This is a genomic window from Burkholderia ubonensis subsp. mesacidophila (genome assembly GCF_002097715.1).
Classification (GTDB): Bacteria; Pseudomonadota; Gammaproteobacteria; order Burkholderiales; family Burkholderiaceae; genus Burkholderia; species Burkholderia mesacidophila.
Map to the genome: position 1 here is coordinate 3,208,392 of NZ_CP020737.1, position 22,106 is coordinate 3,230,497.

At 70.5% G+C, this 22,106-nt stretch carries 21 protein-coding genes; 8 read left to right on the forward strand and 13 right to left on the reverse strand.

The window, feature by feature from the left end:
- Positions 1-25 precede the first annotated feature (25 nt).
- A complete protein-coding gene (locus tag B7P44_RS15065; RefSeq protein WP_084905448.1) occupies positions 26-880 on the forward strand; it encodes an EcsC family protein in 855 nt (284 codons plus the stop codon).
- On the opposite strand, the gene B7P44_RS15070 is transcribed toward B7P44_RS15065, so the two are convergent.
- The 5 genes from B7P44_RS15070 to B7P44_RS15090 all read right to left on the reverse strand — a co-directional run bounded on the left by B7P44_RS15070 (position 850) and on the right by B7P44_RS15090 (position 6,243).
- On the reverse strand, positions 850-1,812 hold the full coding sequence (locus tag B7P44_RS15070) for an alpha/beta hydrolase (protein WP_084905450.1): 963 nt from the start codon (positions 1,810-1,812) through the stop codon (positions 850-852). The two genes, B7P44_RS15065 and B7P44_RS15070, sit on opposite strands and share 31 nt — an antisense overlap.
- Positions 1,813-1,908: 96 nt before the next feature.
- Entirely contained in the window at positions 1,909-2,343 is a 435-nt protein-coding gene (locus tag B7P44_RS15075) for a CHRD domain-containing protein (protein WP_084906707.1), read from the reverse strand.
- Positions 2,344-2,691: 348 nt separating this feature from the next.
- Complete coding sequence (locus B7P44_RS15080) at positions 2,692-3,465, reverse strand: class II aldolase/adducin family protein (protein WP_084906709.1); 774 nt, start codon at positions 3,463-3,465, stop codon at positions 2,692-2,694.
- A 226-nt stretch (positions 3,466-3,691) separates the two neighbouring features.
- The gene (locus B7P44_RS15085) at positions 3,692-5,317 is read right to left on the reverse strand and encodes a phospholipase D family protein (RefSeq protein WP_084905452.1); all 1,626 of its coding nucleotides are present in this window, start codon (positions 5,315-5,317) and stop codon (positions 3,692-3,694) included.
- Between the two features lie 209 nt (positions 5,318-5,526).
- Positions 5,527-6,243 (reverse strand): FadR/GntR family transcriptional regulator, encoded by a 717-nt coding sequence (locus tag B7P44_RS15090; RefSeq protein WP_084905453.1) that lies wholly within the window; start codon positions 6,241-6,243, stop codon positions 5,527-5,529.
- Between the two features lie 123 nt (positions 6,244-6,366).
- Here B7P44_RS15090 and B7P44_RS15095 point away from each other — a divergent pair, with 123 nt between their 5' ends.
- From B7P44_RS15095 to B7P44_RS15110, 4 genes are read left to right on the forward strand one after another with little or no spacing between them, the layout of a single operon-like run.
- Positions 6,367-7,167 (forward strand): (Fe-S)-binding protein, encoded by an 801-nt coding sequence (locus tag B7P44_RS15095; protein ID WP_084905455.1) that lies wholly within the window; start codon positions 6,367-6,369, stop codon positions 7,165-7,167.
- Positions 7,164-7,886 carry a LutC/YkgG family protein gene (locus tag B7P44_RS15100; protein WP_084906711.1) on the forward strand — a complete coding sequence of 241 codons (723 nt, stop codon included), beginning with the start codon at positions 7,164-7,166 and terminating at the stop codon, positions 7,884-7,886. The genes B7P44_RS15095 and B7P44_RS15100 overlap by 4 nt, the downstream gene beginning before the upstream one ends.
- Positions 7,883-9,328 carry a LutB/LldF family L-lactate oxidation iron-sulfur protein gene (locus tag B7P44_RS15105; RefSeq protein ID WP_084905457.1) on the forward strand — a complete coding sequence of 482 codons (1,446 nt, stop codon included), beginning with the start codon at positions 7,883-7,885 and terminating at the stop codon, positions 9,326-9,328. The genes B7P44_RS15100 and B7P44_RS15105 overlap by 4 nt, the downstream gene beginning before the upstream one ends.
- Positions 9,329-9,385: 57 nt before the next feature.
- Positions 9,386-11,083, forward strand: coding sequence for a lactate permease LctP family transporter (locus B7P44_RS15110; protein ID WP_084905459.1), 1,698 nt, complete (start codon positions 9,386-9,388; stop codon positions 11,081-11,083).
- Positions 11,084-11,173: 90 nt separating this feature from the next.
- Here the strand turns inward: B7P44_RS15110 and loiP are convergent, their stop codons facing one another.
- The 8 genes from loiP to B7P44_RS15150 all read right to left on the reverse strand — a co-directional run bounded on the left by loiP (position 11,174) and on the right by B7P44_RS15150 (position 18,109).
- Positions 11,174-11,935, reverse strand: coding sequence for a metalloprotease LoiP (gene loiP, locus B7P44_RS15115; RefSeq protein ID WP_084905460.1), 762 nt, complete (start codon positions 11,933-11,935; stop codon positions 11,174-11,176).
- 182 nt (positions 11,936-12,117) lie between these two features.
- A complete protein-coding gene (locus B7P44_RS15120; protein ID WP_084905463.1) occupies positions 12,118-13,242 on the reverse strand; it encodes a dihydrolipoamide acetyltransferase family protein in 1,125 nt (374 codons plus the stop codon).
- Between the two features lie 2 nt (positions 13,243-13,244).
- Positions 13,245-14,225 carry an alpha-ketoacid dehydrogenase subunit beta gene (locus B7P44_RS15125; RefSeq protein ID WP_084905465.1) on the reverse strand — a complete coding sequence of 327 codons (981 nt, stop codon included), beginning with the start codon at positions 14,223-14,225 and terminating at the stop codon, positions 13,245-13,247.
- Positions 14,218-15,306 (reverse strand): pyruvate dehydrogenase (acetyl-transferring) E1 component subunit alpha, encoded by a 1,089-nt coding sequence (gene pdhA / locus B7P44_RS15130; protein ID WP_084905467.1) that lies wholly within the window; start codon positions 15,304-15,306, stop codon positions 14,218-14,220. The genes B7P44_RS15125 and pdhA overlap by 8 nt, the downstream gene beginning before the upstream one ends.
- Before the next feature lie 397 nt (positions 15,307-15,703).
- Entirely contained in the window at positions 15,704-15,994 is a 291-nt protein-coding gene (locus tag B7P44_RS15135; protein WP_084905469.1) for a GYD domain-containing protein, read from the reverse strand.
- Positions 15,995-16,137: 143 nt separating this feature from the next.
- A complete protein-coding gene (locus B7P44_RS15140; RefSeq protein WP_084905471.1) occupies positions 16,138-16,923 on the reverse strand; it encodes a glycosyltransferase family 2 protein in 786 nt (261 codons plus the stop codon).
- Positions 16,924-17,012: 89 nt separating this feature from the next.
- Positions 17,013-17,729 (reverse strand): 3-oxoacyl-ACP reductase FabG, encoded by a 717-nt coding sequence (fabG, locus tag B7P44_RS15145; protein WP_084905473.1) that lies wholly within the window; start codon positions 17,727-17,729, stop codon positions 17,013-17,015.
- A gap of 116 nt (positions 17,730-17,845) precedes the next feature.
- On the reverse strand, positions 17,846-18,109 hold the full coding sequence (locus B7P44_RS15150) for a phosphopantetheine-binding protein (protein ID WP_231716626.1): 264 nt from the start codon (positions 18,107-18,109) through the stop codon (positions 17,846-17,848).
- Positions 18,110-18,656: 547 nt separating this feature from the next.
- Between B7P44_RS15150 and B7P44_RS15155 the strand changes: the two genes are divergently transcribed.
- From B7P44_RS15155 to B7P44_RS15165, 3 genes are read left to right on the forward strand one after another with little or no spacing between them, the layout of a single operon-like run.
- Positions 18,657-19,313 (forward strand): COG4648 family protein, encoded by a 657-nt coding sequence (locus B7P44_RS15155; RefSeq protein ID WP_084905477.1) that lies wholly within the window; start codon positions 18,657-18,659, stop codon positions 19,311-19,313.
- A gap of 58 nt (positions 19,314-19,371) precedes the next feature.
- Complete coding sequence (locus B7P44_RS15160) at positions 19,372-21,132, forward strand: AMP-binding protein (RefSeq protein ID WP_084905479.1); 1,761 nt, start codon at positions 19,372-19,374, stop codon at positions 21,130-21,132.
- A complete protein-coding gene (locus tag B7P44_RS15165; protein WP_084905481.1) occupies positions 21,129-22,103 on the forward strand; it encodes a lysophospholipid acyltransferase family protein in 975 nt (324 codons plus the stop codon). Before B7P44_RS15160 ends, B7P44_RS15165 begins: the two co-directional genes overlap by 4 nt.
- The last annotated feature ends 3 nt before the right edge of the window (positions 22,104-22,106 follow it).

Here is a 22,106-nt window from a genome sequence, read left to right on the forward strand (position 1 = left end):
CCGGCCCCAGTTGCAAGGGAGAAAAATGGAACCGATTTCAAGCGGCGTCGCGACGACGCTGTCGGCAGACGATCGGGACGCGCTGCGGCGCGCGAAGCAGGTACTGGAAAGCCCGTCGCTGACGATGAAGCTGACGAGCCTGCTCGGCACGCCGATCGAGAAGATGATCGGCAGGCTGCCGGATTTCGCGACCGGCAAGATCAACGACGCGACCCAGCTCGCGCTGCGCAAGTGCCTGAACCTCGCGCTGCGCACGCTCGGCAAGGCGCCGGCGCCCGACGCCGACGCGCCCGAAATGCACGACAAGCCGAGCAACCTGCTGCACAAGCTCGCGGTCGCGACGACGGGCGCCGCCGGCGGCGCGTTCGGCTTCTTCGCGCTGCCGGTCGAGCTGCCGGTCACGACGACGCTGATCTTCCGCTCGGTCTGCGACATCGCGCGCAGCGAAGGCGAGGACCTGTCGTCGGTGGACACGCAGCTGCAGTGCCTCGCCGTGCTCGGGATGGGCGGCAACCCGGCGCGCAACGAAGAGGACGCCGATCTCGGCTACTTCGTGCTGCGCGGCGCGCTCGCGCAGGCGATCTCGAAGGCGTCGTCGGACATCACGTCGAAGGGCATCGGCGCGCACGGCTCGGCCGCGCTGTTCAGGCTCGTGCAGACCGTCGCGTCGCGTTTCTCGGTGCAGGTGACCGAGCAGATGGCGGCGAAGTCGATCCCGGCGATCGGCGCGGTGCTCGGCGCAACCGTCAACACGCTGTTCATCGATCATTTCCAGCAGATGGCGCACGGCCACTTCACCGTGCGGCGGCTCGAGCGCAAGTACGGCGCCGCGGCCGTCGAGGCCGCCTATCAGGCGATCGACGCGTCGCCCACGCGCTGAACCGCCCGCTCGACCGCGACGCGGCGCAGGAACGCGGCCGCGCGGTCGAGCGCCTGCCGCGACTCCGGCACCATCGGCGCATACAGCTGCCACACGTGCGGCACGTCCGGGCGGATCTCGATCTCGACCGCGACGCCGGCTGCCTTCGCCTTGTCGGCGACGCGGCGCGAATCGTCGAGCAGCACCTCGTTGCTGGCGACCTGGATGAACAGCGGCGGCAGGCCCGTGAAATCCGCATAGAGGGGCGACGCGTACGGATGGGTCGGCGACGCGTCGCCGAGATACAGCTTCGCGGCCTTCGGGAACGCGGCGCTAGCGAACATCGGATCGATGCCGTCATTGGTGCGCAGCGTGTCGCCGGTCGCCGCGAGATCGGTCCACGGCGAGAACAGGATCGCGCCGGCCGGCAGCGGCTCGCCGCGATCGCGCAGCGCGACCAGCGTCGCGAGCGCGAGGCCGCCGCCCGCCGAATCGCCGCCGAGCACGATCGACTCCGGCGGCGTACCCGCGTCGAGCAGCCGGCGATACGCTGCGAGCGCGTCGTCCAGCGCAGCCGGGAAGCGGTGTTCCGGCGCGAGCCGGTAATCGAGCGAGAACGAACGCACGCCCGCGCGCTTCGTCAGCCCGAACACGAGCTGTCGATGCGTCCTCGACGAACAGAAGTAGTAGCCGCCACCGTGGAAATACAGCAGCGTGCGTCCGGACGCCTGCCCGGGCCCCACCTCCACCCGTTCGAGCCACTCGCCGCGCAGCGGCGCATCGTCCGGGCCGTAGCATTCGCGCAGGCGATAGCCGGCAGGCGCACGGCGCGGCACCCACATCCGCAAGTCCGTGAAGCGCCGGGCACGCGCGGGATCGAGCACGGGACGCGCCGTCTCGGGGCGGAACTGCCAGCGCAGCAGCCAGCAGGCGAACTTGCTTTGCCAACTCATCGGACGCACTCCATCACGTGTTACGCAAATGTCACGATGGTACGTGCGATTGTTCCCGTGCCGTTCGACGAATGGCTCTATATCAAACGCCCCCGCTCAGCCGGCCGGCAGCACCTGCCCGCGAATCTCGCCGGACGGATGCTCCTTCGTCTGGATGTTGAAGTACCACTTGCCAGCCATCAGGTCGGTCACCTGCGCATCGTTCAGCTCCTTCGCACCCCGGATCGGGCTCGCGAGGCCGCCCTTCGGCATCGGCACCTGCACGCCGGCGTTCTGCCCGACGGACGCCGGCCCGTGGAAATGCGCGGCGGCGGCCGGGCCGGTCAGGTCCTTGTAGGTGATCGTCCATTGCAACGTGTGCGTGGCCGTGTCGTAAGTCGCGTCGACCTTGCCCGAACCGTGGCTGGTGGTGGGCGGCACCTCGCTCGACGGCTGAAGGTCGGCAGCCAGGCGAACCGTTTCGGCGGCGGCGCTGCCGGCGGCCAGCACGCCCACGAGCAACGCCACCTGGAGGAAACGCAGCTTCGGCATGGAATCTCCTTGTACGACGGTGTGCGCCATCCGGACGGACGACGTCCCGCCCATGTTAGTCGATCGGCGCCGGTCAGTGAGTGCGTCGGCCAGACTGACGCATCCTGGAACAGACCTTTCCAGCAAGACGCCTGAATCCACGCGCGGCCTTTCGCTACACTTCGTTTCACAGTTGCTTGTTTCCTTCGTCCGAAGGAGTCTGCGAGTATTTACGCGGCCACCCGGCCGCGTTTTTTTTGCCTGCAGCACGGACGAACACGGCATTCCCGCGACGCGCGGCCGAATGTCAAGGATCTCGAATCATTGCCGCCATCGCCCGGCGCATCGGTCGAGATCGAGCCACGCGCTTCAACCGCGATAACCCGGATCGATGCGATCGACGATGCGCTGCAGCGCATCGAACGCGTCCTGCCCCGCGCCGTGCTTCGGGTCGAAGTTCAGCGAGTCGCGCACGCACGCCTCCAGCACCGGCGGCGCGATCGGCAGCGGGTCGCCGATCGCGTGCGTCGCGACCTGCACTTCGCACGCGCGATTGAGCAGCCACATCAGCGAGAACGTCTGCGCGAGCGTGCGCCCGATCGTGACCGGCCCGTGGTTCCTCAGCAGCAGCACGGGCCGTCCGCCGGCGCTCGCGACGATGCGCCGGCCTTCGTCGAGATGCACCGTGATCCCTTCGAAGTCGTGATACGCCACCTTGCCGTACAGCTGCGCCGCGTAGAAGTTCGAGAACGACAGGCCGCCGCGCGAACTGCACACGGCCATCGCGGGCGTCGTGTGCACGTGCATCACGCAATGCGCATCCGGCAGCGCGGCATGGATCGCACCGTGGAACGTGAAGCCCGCCGGATTGATCGGCCAGTCGGAATGGCCGATCACGTTGCCGTCGATGTCGACCTTGACGAGATTCGACGCGCACACCTCGCGGTAATGCAGGCCGAACGGATTGATCAGGAAATGCCCGTCGGCATCCGGCACGCGCAGCGAGATATGGTTGTAGATCAGCTCGGTCCAGCCGAGATGATCGAAGATGCGGTACGCGGCCGCGAGCTGCACGCGCGCCTGCCATTCGGCGTCGGAGAAGCGGGCGGGACGGGAAAACGGCTGGTTCGGTACGTGATGCATGCGAGTGCTCCGTTTGAGCAGGCGCGTGCCGGGCCGCACCGCGGCGGCGTCGCACGTCGTCTCCTGGCGCCGGGGCCGTGCGGGCCGGCGCATTACATGTCGCCGCCGGGGCGGGCCGCACGCGACGTGCGGCGGTTCCGGCAGCACCGTCACGATTCCATGATCGTTGCGCACACAACCATAGCACCTTTCCACGCGCACCGGAACGGCGACCGCCGACCGGTCCTTATAGCTGGTCGTCGACCGGCAGCAGCATGAACACGCCGGTCAGCAGGTTGCGCAGCAGCCCCGCATGCGGATCGACGTGATAGGTGCGCGGCACCCCGTCGTCGGTGCCGGTCCACGTCAGCTCGGACGCGCCGGGCTCCGACAGCGCCGCAAGCTGCACGCAATAGCTTTCGTCGGGCTGCGTCGCCCGCGCGAAGATCGTCGCGACCTGCTGCGCGAGCGCCGGGCTGTGGACCACGAGCGCCATCTCGGTATTGAGGTATACGGAGCGCGGATCGAGGTTCATCGAGCCGATCACGAGGATCTCCCGGTCGATCACGTAGGCCTTCGCGTGCAGGCTCGCGCGCGAGCGCGAGCCGAACAGCCGCGTCCGCGGCCGGCCCGGTCGCGCCTTGTATTCGTAGAGCTCGACGCCGTGCTGCAGCAGCGGCACGCGGTACGGGCCGTAGCCGGCCTGCACGGCCACCGCGTCGGTCGCGGCGAGCGAGTTCGTCAGGATCGCGACGCGCACGCCGCGCGCGGCGGTGTCGCCGAGGATCTTCACGCCCGCGTCATGCGGCACGAAATACGGCGAGAACGCGAGGAATTCGTGTTGCGCGCCGCGGGTCAGCTCGACGAGGCGCCGCATCGGCGGACTCACGTAGCCGTCGGTGGGCTGCGCGACCTTGTCCGGCGCGTCGGCCTCGAACTCGGCCGGCGCCCAGACGAGGCCGAGCTCGTCGCGCGCGATCTGCTGCGCAAGCGGCGTCGCGTTCAGCGGCTTCGCGTTGTACGGCTCCGCATTCTTGCGCCAGTGCGCGCGCAATTCGTCGCGCATCGCGTCGAGATCCTTCGGATCGAACGTCTGACGATTCAGCACCCGCAGCGGATAGCTGCTGCCGCTCGCCCAATACGCATCGAAGCTCGCGGAGATGTCCTGTGTCACGGGGCCGGCCGCGAGCACGTCGAGATCGCGGAACTGCAGCGTCGGGCTCGCGCTGAAATACTCGTCGCCGAGATTGCGGCCGCCGACGATCGCGATCCGGTTGTCGGCGATCATCGCCTTGTTGTGCATCCGGCGCGTGAAGCGGTCGATCCGTGTGAAGAAATTCGTCGTGCGCTGCATCATGCCCTGCTGCGACGCGCCGAACGGGTTGAACACGCGGATCTCGATGTTCGGGTGCGTGTCCAGCGCGGCCATCACGCGGTCGATGTCGCGGAAGTTCAGGTCGTCGACCAGCATCCGCACCCGCACGCCGCGATCGGCCGCGTGCAGCGCGGCGCCGAGCAGCAGCTTGCCGGTCGTGTCCTCGGTCGCGATGTAGTACTGCATGTCGAGCGTGCGGGTCGCCGCGCGGGCGAGCGCGATGCGCATCTGCAGTGCGGCGGCGCCGTCCGCGAGCAGGCGGAAGCCCGATTCGCCCGGATGCGCAGCCTCGGGCGCGGCGAGCGCGTCGCGCAGCGGCGTCGCGGCATCGGCGGGCAATGCGTGCGACACCGTGCGCTCGAGCGTGGTGGCGCTCGGATGCATCGCGCACGCGGCGACGAGCGACAGCAGCGCGCAGACGGCCAGCGCGCGGGTCGAGCGACAGGCGGCGCGCCACGCATGGGCGGCCGGTGCGCGCCGGAGGACGGACAGGAGCACGGGGCGTTCTCGACAGGCGGATCAACCATCCCGCACACGCTCTGGCGCGCGGCTGACGGGCGAATTCAGGTGAATTCGGGCGATTCTAAGTGGCGCCGGATGACACGGTCAATCGCGCACGCCCGGCGGGCGGACGGCTGAACGGGCGGTCCGCACGGGCCGCAGCCGGCGGCGCATGCGCGACGCCCTGCGATCTGGTCCAACCAATCTCAGCCCGCGTCGCCGCGCCGCTCGAAGTGACTGCGCACGTAGTCGATGTGCGTCTGCATCGCGGTGCGCGCCTCCTCGGGCCGCTGCGCGCAGATCGCGTCGCAGACGACCCGGTGCTGCCGCAGCAGCTGCTCCGCCGCGCCCGCGTCCTGCTCGCTCATTCCGGTCGCGTTGACCGTGATGTGCTCGCGCAGCATGCCGATCACGCTCGTATGCAGGTGCAGGAACATCGTGTTGTGCGATGCGAGCGCGATCGCCTCGTGCAGCTTCGAGTCGGTCGCCGCCTCGACCGCCCGGTCGTCGTTCGCGTGCGCGGCTTCCAACTCGCGCATCAGCGCGCGGATCCGGCGACGGTCGCCCGCGTCGGCGCGCAGCGCGGCGAAATAGGCGGTCGCGCCCTCCAGCACGCGGCGGAACTCGAGGATGTCGTCGCGCAGCGCCGGATGGTCGGCGACGAGCTGCCCCCACGGCGAAGCGATGCCCGCGCGCAGCTGGTCCGTCACGTACACGCCCGCGCCGCGCCGGCTCTGCAGCAGGCCGCGCGCGACGAGCCGCTGGGTCGCCTCGCGGATCGTGTTGCGCGCGACGCCGTACTGCTCCGCGAGCACCCGCTCCGCCGGCAGCCGGGCGCCGGCCGGCCACGTGCCGTCGAGCAGCGCCGTCTCGATCTTGCGCATCACCACTTCGGTCCGGCCACGGGCCGCCATGCCTGCCATCGTCGGGTCTCCAGAACACCGGGCGGCGCGATTGGCCCAACCAATTTGAGCCGACGCGCCGTCGCGGGAATTATGCAGCGAAAGCCGTCCCGCGTGCCGGGCCGCCGTCCCCTGGAGCGAGACATGAACGAAAGGCAGTACCCCCCGGCCGCACCCGCGGACGTCTATCTGTTCGCGACCTGCCTGGTCGACCTGTTCGTCCCCGACGCCGGGCTCGACGCGGTGCGGCTGCTGGAGCGCGAGGGCCTGACCGTCCACTACCCGCGGGGCCAGAGCTGCTGCGGGCAGCCCGCCTACAGCAGCGGCAATCCCGACGAGGCACGCCGCGTCGCCGCCGCGCAGCTCGACCTGTTCAGCGAACCGTGGCCCGTGATCGTCCCGTCCGGCTCGTGCGCGGGCATGATGCGGCACCATTGGCCGGCCCTGTTCGCCGACGATCCCGTGAACGGCGCGAAAGCCCACGCGATCGCCGAACGCGTGTACGAACTCGCCGAATTCCTCGTCCAAGTGCTCGGCGTGCGGCTCGACGCGCTCGCCGCGTCCGCTCAGCCGGACGAGCGCGTGGTCCTGCATACGTCGTGCGCGGCCCGGCGCGAAATGGGCACGCGCGCACATGGCGTCGCGCTCGTCGACGCGCTGCCCGGCGTGACCCGTATCGAACACGAACGCGAATCCGAATGCTGCGGCTTCGGCGGCACGTTCTCGCTGAAGCATCCCGACATCTCCGGCGCGATGGTGCGCGACAAGGTCGCGTCGGCGTGCGCAACCGGCTGCGACCGGCTCGTGTCCGCCGACTGCGGCTGCCTGCTGAACATCGGCCATGCGGCTGCGAAAGCCGGCGCGCCGCTGCCGGTCGAGCATCTCGCGAGCTTCCTGTGGCGCCGCACCGCCGGCGCGGCGTCGCTGCGCGGAGACGACCGATGAGCGCGCGCGACGCCATCCTCGCGCGGCTGCGCGCCGCCGCCCCGGCCGCCGCACCTGACACCGCCCCGCTCGACGCCTGCATCGACCGCCACTACGCGGCCCGGCGCGCCGCCGCCCCGGCCGATCCGCACGCGCTCGCGCAGGCGATGCAGGCCGCGCTCGCCGCGTCGCACGCCGACGTCTGGTGCGCGGACGCGGCAGCGTGGCCCGCGCAGCTCGCCGCACGCCTTGCCGCGGCCGGCGTGCGCCGGCTGCTGCTCGACCCGGCCCGCGCCGAGTCGGCGGCGCTGGTCCACGCGCTGCCCGACACCGTCGCGACCGTGCCGTTCGACCGGCCGATCGACGCGTGGAAAGCCGAGCTGTTCGACACGATCGACGCGGGCTTCACGGTCGCGCGCTCGGGCATCGCGGCGACCGGCACGGTCGTGCTCGCGCCCGACGCCGGCACGCCGCGCACCGTGTCGCTGGTGCCGCCGCTGCACGTCGCGCTCGTCCACGCGCGCACGCTGCACGCGGACCTGCATGCGGCCGTGCACGCCGAACGCTGGCAGGCGGGCATGCCGACCAATCTCGTGCTGGTGTCGGGGCCGTCGAAGACCTCCGACATCCAGCAGACGCTCGCGTACGGCGCGCACGGCCCGCGCCGCCTGTGGGTCGTGATCGTCACCGATCCGGCCGACGCCGCGGACCCGCGCGATCGCCAAGGAGCTTCGCGATGAGCGACCACCGGATGCAGTTCGTCGCCCCAGGCGACTTCAAGGCCCGCGCGCGCCATGCGCTCGACGATCCGAAGCTGCGCCGCAGCTTTCGCGGCGCGATGGATTTCCTGCAGGCCAAGCGCGCGACGCAGTTCCCCGACGACACCGAGCTGCAGCAGCTGTGCGATCTCGGCGAAGCGATCCGGCAGCATGCGCTCGCGCAGTTGCCGGCGCTGCTCGACCAGCTCGAGGCGAAGCTCACCGAGGCCGGCGTGCGCGTGCACTGGGCCGAGACGGCCGACGAAGCGAACGCGATCGTGCTCGGCATCGCGCAGGCGAAACAGGCGCGCCGCGTGATCAAGGGCAAGTCGATGGCGAGCGAGGAAATCGAGCTGAACCACTACCTCGCCGAGCGCGGCATCGACTGCGTCGAATCCGACATGGGCGAATACATCGTCCAGCTCGCGGGCGAGAAGCCGTCGCACATCGTGATGCCCGCGATCCACAAGACGCGCGGCGACATCGCCGAACTGTTCGAGGCGCACATTCCGGACGCGCATTACACGGAAGACGTCGACGAGCTGATCCAGACCGGCCGCCGCGCGCTGCGCCAGGCGTTCGTCGACGCGGACATCGGCCTGTCGGGCGTGAACTTCGCGGCGGCCGACACGGGCACGCTGTGGCTCGTCGAGAACGAGGGCAACGGCCGCCTGTCGACCACGGTGCCCGACACGCACATCGCGATCATGGGGATCGAGAAGGTCGTCGCGAAGCTCGAGCACATCGTGCCGCTGTCGAGCCTGCTCACGCGCTCGGCGACCGGCCAGGCGATCACGACCTACTTCAACCTGATCTCCGGCCCGCGCCGCGACGGCGAGCGCGACGGCCCGCGCGAGCTGCATCTCGTGCTGCTCGACAACGGCCGCACGCAGGCGTACGCGGACGAACAGCTGCGCGCGACGCTGCAATGCATCCGCTGCGGCGCGTGCATGAACCACTGCCCCGTCTATACGCGGATCGGCGGCCATGCGTACGGCACGACCTATCCGGGGCCGATCGGCAAGATCATCTCGCCGCACCTGCTCGGCCTCGACGCGACCGCCGACCTGCCGACCGCGTCGACGCTGTGCGGCGCGTGCGGCGAGGTATGCCCGGTGCGGATTCCGATCCCGCAGTTGCTGGTGCGGCTGCGCACCGAGGCGAACCGCCAGCCCGACGAGCCGGTCGCGCATCCGCTGCGCGGCCAGGGCGCGAACTACAACCGCGCGGAAGACCTTGTATGGCGCTTCTGGTCCGGCGCGTTCGCGCATCCGCGCGCGTACCGCGCGTTCCGCTGGGCGGCGACGCGCCTGCGCGCGCTCGCGCCCGCGAAGCAGATGGGCTGGACGCAGCACCGCACGCCGCTCGAACCCGCGCCGCGCAGCCTGTCCGACCTGCTGCGCGCGCGCGGCCAGCCCGAATAGCCCCCCGCTTTCCGACCCGTACCAATAGACATACAGAGACATTTGGAGGAGACAACCATGCAGGCCTGGCAACAGATCTACACCCCGCTCGGCAGCCTCGGGCTGTCGGCGTTCGTCGCCGCAATCCCGATCATCTTCTTTTTCGTCGCGCTCGCCGGCTTGCGGCTGAAGGGGCACATCGCCGCCGCGATCACGCTGCTGCTGTCGCTCGGCGTCGCGATCCTCGCGTACCGGATGCCGGCACCGCAGGCGCTCGCGGCAGCCGGCTTCGGCTTCGCGTACGGCCTCTGGCCGATCGCGTGGATCATCGTCGCCGCGGTGTTCCTGTACAAGATCGTCGTCAAGACCGGCCAGTTCGACGTCATCCGCGCATCGGTGCTGTCGATCACCGACGACCAGCGGCTGCAGATGCTGCTGATCGGCTTCTCGTTCGGCGCGTTCCTCGAAGGCACGGCCGGCTTCGGCGCGCCGGTCGCGATCACCGCCGCGCTGCTCGTCGGCCTCGGGTTCCGCCCGCTGCACGCGGCCGGACTGTGCCTGATCGCGAACACCGCGCCGGTCGCGTTCGGCGCGATGGGCATCCCGATCATCGTCGCGGGGCAGGTCACCGGCATCGACGCATTCCACATCGGCGCGATGGCCGGCCGCCAGCTGCCGCTGCTGTCGCTCGCGGTGCCGTTCTGGCTCGTGTTCATGATGGACGGGCTGCGCGGCGTGCGGCAGACGTGGCCGGCCGCGCTCGTCGCCGGCGGCAGCTTCGCGATCACGCAGTACTTCACGTCGAACCACATCGGGCCCGAGCTGCCGGACATCACGTCGTCGCTCGTCAGCCTCGTCGCGCTCGCCGCGTTCCTGAAGGTGTGGCAGCCGAGCAGCGCGAGACAGACGGCCGGCGGCGTGGCTGCATCGGGCGGCGGCGCAGCGGCGCTGGCCGGCTTCGGCGGCCTCGGCGCGTCGACGAGCCGCCAGGCGTCGCCGTACACGTTCGCGCAGACGGTGCGCGCGTGGTCGCCGTTCCTGATCCTGACGGGCGTCGTCACCGTGTGGAGCCTCGCGCCGTTCAAGGCGCTGTTCGGCCCGCACGGCGCGCTCGCCGCGACCGTGCTGAAGTTCAAGGTGCCGGCGCTCGACCAGCTCGTCGTGAAGACCGCGCCGATCGTCGCGACGCCGAAGGCGCTCGACGCGGTGCTGAAGATCGACCTCGTCTCGGCCGTCGGCAGCGCGATCCTCGTGACCGCGATGATCTCGATCGTGCTGCTGCGGATGAAGCCGCGCGACGCGCTCGTCACGTTCGGCGAGACGCTGAAGGAACTCACGCGCCCGATCCTGTCGATCGGCTTCGTGCTCGCGTTCGCGTTCGTCGCGAACTATTCGGGGATGTCGTCGACGCTCGCGCTGCTGCTGGCCGGCACCGGCGCCGCGTTCCCGTTCTTCTCGCCGTTCCTCGGCTGGCTCGGCGTGTTCCTGACCGGCTCGGACACGTCGTCGAACGCCCTCTTCTGCTCGCTGCAGCAGGCGACCGCACACCAGCTCGGCCTGCCGGACACGCTCGTCGTCGCAGCGAACACGACGGGCGGCGTGACCGCGAAGATGATCTCGCCGCAGTCGATCGCGGTCGCGTGCGCGGCGACGGGCCTCGTCGGCAAGGAAGCGGAGCTGTTCCGCTTCACGGTGCGGCACAGCGTCCTGTTCGCGGTGATCGTCGGGCTGATCACGCTCGTGCAGGCGTATGTGCTGCCGGGGATGGTGCCGTAGCCGCGCCTGAAAAAACAAAACCCCACGCTCCGGAGAACGTGGGGTTCGTCAGCAGACTGAAGCGCCGGCCTCGCCGGCGCTTTTCCTTTATCAGCTGCCCTTCGCGATGCGATCCTGGATGTGCTGCGCACGGCTCGCCGACGACGGGTGCGAATCCATCATCGAGCTCTTGCCGCCGTCCAGCTTCGCGAGCTTCTGGAACGAGGTGACGAGGCCCTTCTGGTTCATGCCCTTCTGCTTGAGCAGGTCGAACGAGTAGTCGTCGGCCGCGCTTTCCTGCGACTGCGAGAACTGCGCGTTGATGAACTTCTCGGTGATGTCGCCGAGCTGCGAGTTGGTCAGCGCCGCCACGCCCGGAGATGCCGCGCCGGCCGCGCTGCGCGCCGCGCTCACCGCGTAGGCGGTCTGCATCGCCTTCTTCGAGTGGCCGAGCGCGACGTGGCCCATTTCGTGGCCGATCACGCCGCGCAGCTCGTCGTCGTTCATCATGTCCATCAGGCCGCTATACACGCGCACGCAGCCGTTGCCCATCGCCCACGCGTTGACGTCCTTGGTCAGGTAGACCTTGTAGTTGATCTTCTGGCCGTTCAGCGTCATGTCGCCGAAGCCCGCCATCACCTTCGTCAGCCGCTTCGCGTACGCGCTGCCGGGCGCGGCGATCTTCGACTCGGCGTCGCTCGACTTGCACGAGTCGTTCGACAGCGCGGCGATGTCGGCGTCCGACAGCGTCGCGGCCTTGAGCATGTTCGAGCCCGCCGACGCGAGGCCGTTCGCATCGAGACCCTGCACGCCGCCGCACGCGCTCAGCAGGAACGCCACGCCACAAGCTGCAACCGCTTTCTTCAACTGCATGTGTGTACCCTCGGTGGTTGTATTTGGAAGCGGCGATTTTGCATAATCCGGCAGAAAATTACCAGTTATTTACATCGCATGAAAGGTCGATTACTCGCACGAAACGACGCAATCGGCTCATCGCGGCAGCCATTACGCTGCAGGAATGTTGAAAAGGTTGAACGGCGCACGTGCGGATGGGCTTAGTCCGCCGCCTGCAGGTCGGCGATCGCCGCCGCGAGAAAGCGCGCCGCCTCGCCGCCCGTGACGACGCGATGGTCGAACGTCAGGCTGAGCGGCAGGATCCGGTGCACGGCGGCCGCGCCGCCGACGGCCACCACGGCGTCGTGAATGCGGCCCGCGCCGAGGATCGCGACCGTCGGCGGCACCACGACGGGCGCCGCGTACTTGCCCGCGATCATCCCGAAGTTCGACAGCGTGATCGTGTTGCCGCGCAGCTCCTCCGGCGGAATCCTGCGCGCGCGGATGTCGTCGCGCATCCGGTCGAGCCCGGCCCGCAGGCCGGCGGCATCGCGCTGCGCGACGTCGCGCAGCACCGGCACGAACAGGCCATCGGGCAGGTCGACCGCGATGCCGACATCGATCTTCGCGAGCACGTGCCGGCGCCCGGTGTGCCCCTCGTACCACGCGTTGAGCCCCGGCTCGGCGCGGCAGCCCGCGACCAGCGCGCGGATCAGCCGGATCGTCACGTCGGTGCGCGGCGCCCACGCGTGGATGTCGGCGTCGTCGATCACCGTCGCCGCGGCCACCTCGCTCTGCGCGCGCGCCATGTTCTGCGCCATCGCGCGCCGCACGCCGCGCAGCACTTCCGCCGGCCCGACCTCGGCGAGCACCTTCGCGACCCGCTGCACGTCCGCCGCGGTGATCACGCCGTCCGCGCCCGACGGCGTGACCATCGCGAGATCGACGTCGAGCTTGCGCGCGAGCGCGCGCACCGCGGGCATCGCCTTGATCGCGCCCGCGCCGCCGATTGCACCGCCGATCCCGCCGCCGAGCGCCGCCGGCGCGTCGTGCACGACCTGCGCGCCCACTTCGACCTTGCCGACGACGGTGCCGGCATCCGCGTCGTCGCCCTCGCCTTCGAACGCGACGAGCGGCGCGCCGAGATGCACGAGGTCGCCCGCCTGCCCGAACAGCTTCGCGATGCGGCCCGCCTGCGGGGACGGAATGTCGACGATCGCCTTCGCGGTCTCGACCGACAAGAGCGGCTGGTCGGTCTCGACCGCGTCGCCCGCCTTCACGTGCCATTCGACGATTTCCGCTTCCTGCAGCCCTTCGCCGAGATCAGGCAGTTTGAAGATCTTCATGGTTATGACGCCTCCAGCGTCTTGCGGACCGCGTCGACGATCCGCTCGACGCTCGGCAGATATTGGCTTTCGAGCCGGAACAGCGGCACGACGACGTCGTAGCCCGTCACGCGCTGCACCGGCGCGAGCAGCGAATACAGCCCGCGCTCGGCGATGACCGCGGCGACCTCCGCGCCGAGCCCCGCGGTGCGCGGCGCCTCGTGGACGATCACGCAGCGGCCCGTCTTCGCGACCGACGCGAGGATCGTGTCGACGTCGAGCGGCTTGAGCGTCGCGACGTCGATCACCTCGGCCATCACGCCGTCCTGCGCGAGCCGGTCGGCGGCCGCCTGCACGTCCTGCAGCGCCGCGCCCCAGCTCACCAGCGTGACGTCGGTGCCGTCGCGCAGCGTGAAGCAGGTGTCGAGCGGCAGCGCCTCGCCGTCGTCCTCGACCGGCTGCCGGAACAGCCGGTACAGGCGCGTCGGCTCGAGGAAGATCACCGGGTCCGGATCGCGGATCGCGGCGAGCAGCAGCCCGTATGCGCGCGCCGGCGACGACGGCATCACGACGCGCAGCCCGGGGATATGCGCGAACAGCGCCTCGGGGCTTTCGGAATGATGCTCGGGCGCGTGGATCCCGCCGCCGCACGGCGAGCGGATCACGAGCGGGCACGACAGCCGGCCGCGCGTGCGGTGCCGCAGCCGCGCCGCGTGATTGAGGATGTGGTCGATGGCCGGGTAGATGAACCCGGTGAACTGGATCTCGGCAACCGGCCGCAGCCCCATCGCCGCCATGCCGATCGCGGCGCCCGCGATTCCCGATTCCGCGAGCGGCGTGTCGATCACGCGCTCGGCGCCGAAGCGCGACTGCAGGTCGACGGTCGCGCGGAACACGCCGCCGTTCACGCCGATGTCCTCGCCGAGCAGCACCACCGCCGGATCGTTCGCGAGTGCGTAGGCCAGCGCGCGATTGACCGCTTCCACCAGGTTCAGGTCAGCCATGATGGTTCCCCGCGGCCGGCGCGAACGCGAGCGCCGTGTCGAGCTGTTCGCGCAGCGCGCGCGGCAGCGTCGCGTACAGGTGGTCGAACATCGCGGACGTGTCGGGCGGCGCGACCGCCAGATATTCCTGCACGGCCGCTTCGACCTGCGCGTAGCAGGCCTTGCCGAGCTCGGTGTCCCGCGCCTTGTCCCATACGTTCATCCGCGTCAGGTACGTGCGCAGCCGGATCAGCGGCTCGCGCTCCCATTGCTTCGCGACGGTGTCGGCGTCGCGATAGCGCGTCGCGTCGTCGGCGGTCGTGTGATCGCCGAGCCGGTAGCTGAGCGCCTCGACGAGCGTGGGGCCGCCGCCGCGGCGCGCCTTGTCGAGCGCTTCCGACACGACCTGCCGCACCGCGATCACGTCGTTGCCGTCGGCCTGCCGGCCCTCGATGCCGGCCGCGATCGCCTTCTGCGCGAGCGTCTGCGCGGCGGTCTGCCGGGTGCGCGGCACCGAGATCGCCCACTGGTTGTCGTTGACGACGAGCACGAGCGGCGCCTGCCATGCGCCGGCCATGTTCATCGCTTCGTAGAAGTCGCCCTTCGACGTGCCGCCGTCGCCGAAGATCGTCACCGCGACGCGCGGCTCGCGGCGCAGCATGAACGCATAGGCCGCGCCCGCCGCATGGCACACCTGGGTGCCGATCGGCACGCAGTTCGGGAAGTCATGGCGCGCCGCCTTGAAATCGCTGCCGCGCTCGTCGCCGCCCCAGTACAGCAGGCTTTCCGCCATCGTGACGCCGCGCAGCAATTGCGCCGCATGGTCGCGATACGACGGGAACAGCACGTCGTCGGTCTGCATCGCGCTCGCGACGCCGACGCCGATCGCCTCCTGCCCGACCGACGACGCGAACGTGCCGAGCTTGCCGGTGCGCTGCAGCGCGACGGCCTTCGCATCGAACGCGCGCGTCAGCACCATCGCGCGATAGAGCGGCAGCAGCGCCTCGGGATCCTGCGCGAATTCGGGCAACGGCCGCACCGGCTCGCCGTCGGGCCCCAGATACTGCGTGTAGTCGACATGAAAGCGCGCGACCGTGCTCATGACTCGCCTCCGTGCGGGTGCGAAGCCTGGCGACGCGTGCGTCGATGCGGCGCGGCTCGGTGAAGTGATGCCGCCGAGGCGCGCGCATCCGGCTCGGCGACGGATCGCGTCGCCGGCGGAACTGCGCCGCCGTTGCGGGGGCACGCTCAATGCACGCATGCGGGCTGCGCGATGCGGGCGGCGCCCCTTCCGGCCCTTTGACCGTCCTTCAACCTTAGTCAGTTATCGGGTGAAAGCAAGTCGGAACTGTACGCACGCAACGCGTGACGCGGTGCGGCATCGAAGGCGTCACGTTGCGTGACGAAGAAAGCAAAAAGAAGGCGCGCACGACCTGAGGCCGACTGCCGCGTGCCCCGATCGGCGGAACCGGCATGCGCGCACGATGGCCGCGTTTGCGCTACATCTTCGCGATGATTTCACCGACCTCGGTGCTCGTGAATGCGCGCAGCGTCTGCGTGCGGACGTTGCCCGCCGAGCCGAGCGCGAAGCCGAATGCGGTGAGGCTCTGCTCGTCCGGCGCTTCGATGATCGTGACGATGTCGAATGCGCCGAGCGTCCAGTACACCTCCTTCATGGTGCAGCCGAACGTCCGGGCCATTTCCGCGACCTGCCCCGCGCGCTGCCGCGTGCTCTTGATCGTGCGGATGCCCTGATCCGTGAAGTTTGCGAGAACCACGTAAGTCGCCATGACTATTCCCCCTACGATTGAACCGTGTCGGAATTGCCTGCGCGCGAGCGGTTTCGCCCATGATTTTGCGACTGCGCCGGCGGCGCCGCGTCGCGCGTAACTGGATTCTAGGCAGCGGGATCGGGAGGGAAAGACGATCTGGATCAACCGCGGTGCGCGTGCGGACGCCGCGCGAGCCGGCGCGCGACCAGCAGCGGCAGCCGCAGCACGAAGCCCGCGATCAGCCGCAGGTGCATCCACGTGAGCAGCACGTTGTCGCGCCCGTAATGGAAGTGCGACACGCCGCCCTCGTTCTCGCGGAAATAGCGCACGGGCGCGTCGATGCGGATCGGGCGCACGCCGGCCCAGCACAGCCGCACCGCGGCTTCGGGATCGAAGTCGAAGCCGCGCATCCACATCTGCCGGTGCATGATCGCCGCGAGCGGCGCGACCGGATACACGCGAAAGCCGTACAGAGAATCGCCGATGCCGGCCCACAGCGTCTCGACGTCGGCCCACAGGTTCGACAGTCGCCGCCCCTGCACGCGCAACCGCGGCGCGTCGGCGTCGAACTTCGGCATCCCGAGCACCATCGCGTCGGGCGCGGCCTGCGACTCCGCCATGAACGCGGGAATCAGGTGGGCCGGATGCTGGCCGTCGGAGTCCATCGTCAGCACGTGCGTGAAGCCGCGCGCGGCGGCCGCGTCGAGCCCCGCGAGCACCGCCGCGCCCTTGCCGCGGTTCTCCGGCAGCACGATCACGTGCAGCCCCGGATCGCGCTCGGCCAGCGCCTGCAGGCGCTCGGCGCTGCCGTCGGTGCTGCCGTCCACGACCACCCACACCGGATTCCACTGCGCGCGGGCGCTGCGCACGGTCGCATCGACCCTGAGGCCCGGGTTGTAGCTCGGAATCAGCACGAGATGGGTGGACGAAGCGCGCGGCGAGGACATGGGCACGGCCAAGGTCGAAGACGGGGATCCTGACGGAATTTTATGACCTGCCGACGACCCGCGGCATCGGGTTTCCACGTCCGGCATCGTCATGCGAGGCCGCCGTTGACCGACAGCACCTGCCCCGTCACGTAGGCCGCCGCATCCGACACGAGATACGCGACCATGCCCGCGACTTCGTCGGGCCGGCCCGCGCGCTGCGCGGGCACGAGCTGCTTGATGCGTTCGGCGGGAAACGCGTGTTCGGCCATCGGCGACGCGATGATGCCGGGCGCGACCGCGTTCACGGTGATGCCGCGCGATGCGAGCTCGAGCGACAGCGACCGGGTCGCGCCGATCAGCCCGGCCTTCGCGGCCGCATAGTTGACCTGCCCGCGGTTGCCGGTCACGCCCGCGACCGACGCGATGTTGACGATCCGCCCCCAGCGCGTGCGGATCATCGGCAGCAGCAGCGGCTGCGTGACGTTGAAGAAGCCGTTCAGCGACACGTCGATCACGCTGCGCCATTGCTGCCGCGACATGCCGGCCATCGGCGCGTCGGCGTGGATGCCCGCGTTGTTGACGAGGATCTGCACCGGCGCGTCGTCGACGAGCCGCGCGAGCGCGGCGTCGACCGCGTCGGCGTCGGTCACGTCGAACGCGATCGCATGCGCGGCGCCGCCTGCCGCGACGATCCGCTGCGCGACCGCCTCCGCCTGCGCGAGATGGCGGTTCGCGTGCACCCAGACTTCATGGCCGGCCAGCGCCAGCGCTTCGCAGATCGCCTGCCCGAGCGCGCCGCTGCCGCCCGTCACGAGCGCGCGCATCGACCGTCTCCTTCCATGTGCGTTTCACTCCGATCGACGCGGCGGCGGCGAAGCGCCTGCTTCGCATCCGGCCGCGTGCCGTTGTCACCGATTTCGCGCCGAAGCGGCGCGCGACGTCATTTCGCGCGATGCGCGGCGACGTAGTCGGCGAGCGCGCCGAGCGTCGCGAAGATCCTTTCGTTATCCGGATTGTCCGAGCGCAGCTCGAAGCCGTACTTCTTCGAGATCAGCAGCGCGATTTCCAGGATGTCGATGGAGTCGAGCCCGAATCCTTCCCCATACAACGGAGTGTCGGCGGTCACTGCGTCGAGCGACACGTCTTCGAGATTCAGTTCGCCGATGATCAGCGCGGCGAGCTCTTGTTCCAGTGCGTTCATCATGCTTGCAAACAGGCAGCGCACGGCAGCGGGAGCGCACGGGAACGGCGGTCTCGCCATTCCTCCGGCGTCCGCCGGCCACCCCGCCCGTGTTTTTGGGGATCGTTTGGTAAAAGTTACGCGGATTCTAGTCGACGGGTATCGGGGCGTATACGGTGAAAGGGTTACAGACGTGCGGGCCCGCGCCGCCCGCATTTCGGGACGCGAACCCACGGGACGCTTGAGCCGCTTTGGATGGAAATGGATCGGCCGCGCGGCGGGCTGCGCGCGGCGCCATACAATCGGTTACAAAACCCCTTCCCGCCCACCCGAAAGTCCACCGTCAGGCACCCTAAAATGTGCGTGCCATGACAGTCGGCCGGCCCCTTGCCCCGGCCGCCATTCCTAAGACAATTGACGGCCCGACTCTCGCGTCGCGCCCCCGACCCGTATCGACGCACCCAGCCATGCCGTGCCCACCCGTTCGCCGCATTTTTGCGCCTGTTCCGATCCGCTGCCGCGCTGCCGCCGCACGCGCCGGCGGCGCGCGCCATGCGCCCGGAGCCGCGCAATGAGCACGCCGGAGCGCATCGCGCGCGGCACGCTCGCCGTCGGCGCGGTGGTCGCGTACCAGGCCGGCGCGCATTACGCTGCCGCGACGCCGGGCGCGCATGGCTTCGGCCTCGCGATGGCGCTCGTGCCGCCGCTCTTGCTCGCGCTCGGCGCGGCGCTGCGCTCGCCGCGCCGAGCGTGGCTCGTGCCGGCCTGGGCGCTCGCCGCCGCCGCGCTGTGGATGGCGCGCGAACCGCTCGCGCGGCATTTCGGCTGGGGTCTGTATCTCGAGCACGTGAGCTTCAACCTCGCGATGGCGCTGCTGTTCGGCCGCACGCTGGCGGCCGGGCAGACGCCGCTCTGCTCACGCTTCGCAGCGATGATCCACGGCGCGCTCACGCCGGCCGTCGCGCGCTACACGCGGCAGATCACCGTCGCGTGGACGCTGTTCTTCGTCGCGATCGCCGCCGTGTCGACGCTGCTGTTCGCGACCGCGCCGATCGTCGCGTGGTCGACGTTCGCGAACTACCTGTCGCTGCCGCTCGTCGCCGTGATGTTCGCCGCCGAGCATGCGTGCCGGCGCTTCGCGCTGCCGCACGAGCCGCGGCCGCGCATGCTCGACGCGGTGCGCGCGTACCGGCAGTCGACCGGGGCCCGCGCCAGCCATGCGCGCTGAATTCACGGCCGGCGCCGCGTGGCGGCCGCGCCGGCCCCGCTTTCATTGCCGCTGATTTATGCCGACTTATCCGCTGGTTTTCCATTCGTCCCCGGAGCAGACGATCGCATGGCGCGACGGCGCGCGCGTGACCGTGCGCGCCTTCCTCGCCGACGTCGCGCGCGTGGCCGCCGCGCTGCCCGCGGGCGGCCACGTGCTCAACGTGTGCCGCGATCGCTACCGCTTCGCCGTCGGCCTGTGCGCGGCGCTCGTCGCCGGCAAGGTCAGCCTGCTGCCGTCCACGCTGACGCCGGAAACGGTCCGCCAGCTCGCGTCGTTCGCGCCCGATGCGTTCTGCCTGCACGACGCGCCCGGCTGCACGATCGACCTGCCGCGCTTCGCGTATCCCGACGCCGCGCCGGCGAACGGCGTGGGCGATGCGGACGATGCGCCGTTCGCCGTCCCGCGGATCGATGCGTCGCGGTTGATGGCCTATGTGTTCACGTCCGGCTCGACCGGCGCACCGGTGCCGCACCGCAAGACCTGGGGCAGCCTGGTCGGCTGCCTGCGCGCATCGACCGAGCGCCTCGGGCTGCTCGACGGCCGCGCGTACACGCTGGTCGGCACGGTGCCCGCGCAGCACATGTACGGCTTCGAAGCGACGGTGCTACTCGCGCTGGTCGGCGGGTTCGCGTTCAGCAACCGCCTGCCGTTCTACCCGCTCGACATCCGCGCGGCGCTCGACGCGGTGCCGCAGCCGCGCGTGCTCGTCGCGTCGCCGATCCACCTGCGCGCGCTGCTGTCGTCCGCGCACGCGCTGCCGCGCGCCGCACTCGTGCTGTCGGCGACCGCGCCGCTCGCGGCCGCGCTCGCGCGCGAAGCCGAGGCCGCGCTCGACGCGCCGCTCGTCGAGATCTACGGCAGCACCGAGACCGGCCAGATCGCGACGCGCCGCACCGCGCGGGACGCGACCTGGCAACTGTTTCCGGGCATCCGCGTCGATGCGCGCGCAAGCGCCGACGATGACGGCGAGCCGACCGTGTGGATCTCCGGCGCGCACGTCGACGCGCCCGTGCCGATGGGCGACGCGCTCGAACTGCTCGGCGACGGCCGCTTCCTGCTGCACGGCCGCAAGGCGGACCTCGTCAACATCGCGGGCAAGCGCACGTCGCTCGCATACCTGAATCATCAGCTCAATGCGATCCCCGGTGTCGCCGACGGCGTGTTCTTCATGCCCGACGACGCGCCGCACGCCGGCCGCGCGGCGGGCGTCGAACCCGTCACGCGACTCGTCGCGCTCGTCGTCGCGCCGACGCTGACGGCCGCCGGCCTGCAACGCGCGCTGCGCGAGCGGATCGACCCCGCGTTCATGCCGCGCCCGCTCGTGTTCGTCGACGCGCTGCCGCGCAACGACACCGGCAAGCTGCCGCGCGACGTGCTCGCGGCGCTGGTCGCCCGGCATACGCACGCCGCGCCGTCGCCCGCGCCCGCGCCCGCGCCCGATCGCGACGCCGACGCGGCGAACGCGCTCGCGTTCACGATCCCCGCCGACCATCCGGCGCTGCCCGGCCACTTCCCCGGCCATCCGATCGTGCCCGGCGTCGTGCTGCTCGATCACGCGATCACCGCGATCGGCGCGGCGCTGAACCGCCCGCTGCACGCGTGGCGGCTCGGCTCCGCGAAATTCCTGAGCCCGGCCGCGCCCGGCGAGCCGCTCGACCTCGCGTTCGACGCGGCGGCCAGCGGCGCGATCCGCTTCACCGTGCGCGCCGGGCGCCGCGACATCGCGACCGGCGTGCTGTCCGCGCCGCCGGCCGCGCGGGAGGCGACGCCCGCATGAAGCGCACCGCATGGGCCCGGCGCCAGGAGCGCAGCAACACGCCGCTGCTGCGCGCGATGACGTGGATCTCGCTGCGGTTCGGGCGGCGCGCCGCGCGCGTCGTGCTGCATCTCGTCGCGACCTACTTCGTGCTGTTCTCGCCGTGCGCGTGCGCGGCGTCGCGCGGCTACCTGCGCCGCGCGCTCGGCCGGCCCGCGCGCTGGCGCGACGTGTACCGGCACGTGTTCACGTTCGCTTCGACGATCCACGACCGCGTGTACCTGATGAACGGGCGCTTCGACCTGTTCGACGTCCGCCTGCACGGCGAGGCGCACGTCGTCGCCGCGCTCGCGGGCGGACGCGGCGCGTTCCTGATCGGCGCGCACCTCGGCAGCTTCGAGGTCGTGCGCGCGCTTGGCCGCACGCAGCCGGACCTGCGCGTCGCCGTCACGATGTATGAGGAAAACGCGCGCAAGATCAACGCGACGCTGGCCGCCGTGAATCCCGCCGCGAAGCCGGACGTGATTCCGCTCGGGCAGGTCGATTCGATGCTGAAGGTGCGCGAGCGCCTCGACGCGAACTGCATGGTCGGCATGCTCGCCGACCGCACGCTGCGCGACGACGCCGCCGCGTCGACCCGGCGGCTCGACCTGCTCGGCGCGCCGGCCGCGTTCCCGCTCGGGCCGCTGTACATGGCCGCGATGCTCGGGCGCCCGGTGATCTTCATGACCGGCCTCTATCGCGACGGCAACCGCTACGACGTCCACTTCGAGCCGCTCGCCGATTTCTCCGGCGTGCGCCGCGACGCGCGCGCGGCCGCCGTCGACGCGGCGCTCGCGCGCTACGTCGCGCTGCTCGACCAGTACTGCCGCACCGCGCCGTACAACTGGTTCAACTTCTTCGACTTCTGGCAGGACGGCGACGCCCCCGCCGCGCATCGCGACGACGCGCCGGTGCGCGCCGCCGGCCTGTCCGCCACAAGGGATTCCTGACGC

Coding starts and splice junctions, on each gene's coding strand:
- B7P44_RS15150 (WP_231716626.1), bottom strand. CDS start 18,109: ATGATGAACGCACTGGAACAAGAGCTCGCCGCGCTGATCATCGGCGAA.
- B7P44_RS15075 (WP_084906707.1), bottom strand. CDS start 2,343: ATGCCGAAGCTGCGTTTCCTCCAGGTGGCGTTGCTCGTGGGCGTGCTG.
- fabG (WP_084905473.1), bottom strand. CDS start 17,729: ATGCGCGCGCTCGTGACGGGCGGCAGCGGCGCGCTCGGGCAGGCGATC.
- B7P44_RS15135 (WP_084905469.1), bottom strand. CDS start 15,994: ATGGCGACTTACGTGGTTCTCGCAAACTTCACGGATCAGGGCATCCGC.
- B7P44_RS15125 (WP_084905465.1), bottom strand. CDS start 14,225: ATGGCTGACCTGAACCTGGTGGAAGCGGTCAATCGCGCGCTGGCCTAC.
- B7P44_RS15110 (WP_084905459.1), top strand. CDS start 9,386: ATGCAGGCCTGGCAACAGATCTACACCCCGCTCGGCAGCCTCGGGCTG.
- B7P44_RS15120 (WP_084905463.1), bottom strand. CDS start 13,242: ATGAAGATCTTCAAACTGCCTGATCTCGGCGAAGGGCTGCAGGAAGCG.
- loiP (WP_084905460.1), bottom strand. CDS start 11,935: ATGCAGTTGAAGAAAGCGGTTGCAGCTTGTGGCGTGGCGTTCCTGCTG.
- B7P44_RS15100 (WP_084906711.1), top strand. CDS start 7,164: ATGAGCGCGCGCGACGCCATCCTCGCGCGGCTGCGCGCCGCCGCCCCG.
- B7P44_RS15165 (WP_084905481.1), top strand. CDS start 21,129: ATGAAGCGCACCGCATGGGCCCGGCGCCAGGAGCGCAGCAACACGCCG.
- B7P44_RS15090 (WP_084905453.1), bottom strand. CDS start 6,243: ATGGCAGGCATGGCGGCCCGTGGCCGGACCGAAGTGGTGATGCGCAAG.
- B7P44_RS15080 (WP_084906709.1), bottom strand. CDS start 3,465: ATGCATCACGTACCGAACCAGCCGTTTTCCCGTCCCGCCCGCTTCTCC.
- B7P44_RS15070 (WP_084905450.1), bottom strand. CDS start 1,812: ATGAGTTGGCAAAGCAAGTTCGCCTGCTGGCTGCTGCGCTGGCAGTTC.
- B7P44_RS15095 (WP_084905455.1), top strand. CDS start 6,367: ATGAACGAAAGGCAGTACCCCCCGGCCGCACCCGCGGACGTCTATCTG.
- B7P44_RS15155 (WP_084905477.1), top strand. CDS start 18,657: ATGAGCACGCCGGAGCGCATCGCGCGCGGCACGCTCGCCGTCGGCGCG.
- B7P44_RS15160 (WP_084905479.1), top strand. CDS start 19,372: ATGCCGACTTATCCGCTGGTTTTCCATTCGTCCCCGGAGCAGACGATC.
- B7P44_RS15065 (WP_084905448.1), top strand. CDS start 26: ATGGAACCGATTTCAAGCGGCGTCGCGACGACGCTGTCGGCAGACGAT.
- B7P44_RS15105 (WP_084905457.1), top strand. CDS start 7,883: ATGAGCGACCACCGGATGCAGTTCGTCGCCCCAGGCGACTTCAAGGCC.
- B7P44_RS15140 (WP_084905471.1), bottom strand. CDS start 16,923: ATGTCCTCGCCGCGCGCTTCGTCCACCCATCTCGTGCTGATTCCGAGC.
- pdhA (WP_084905467.1), bottom strand. CDS start 15,306: ATGAGCACGGTCGCGCGCTTTCATGTCGACTACACGCAGTATCTGGGG.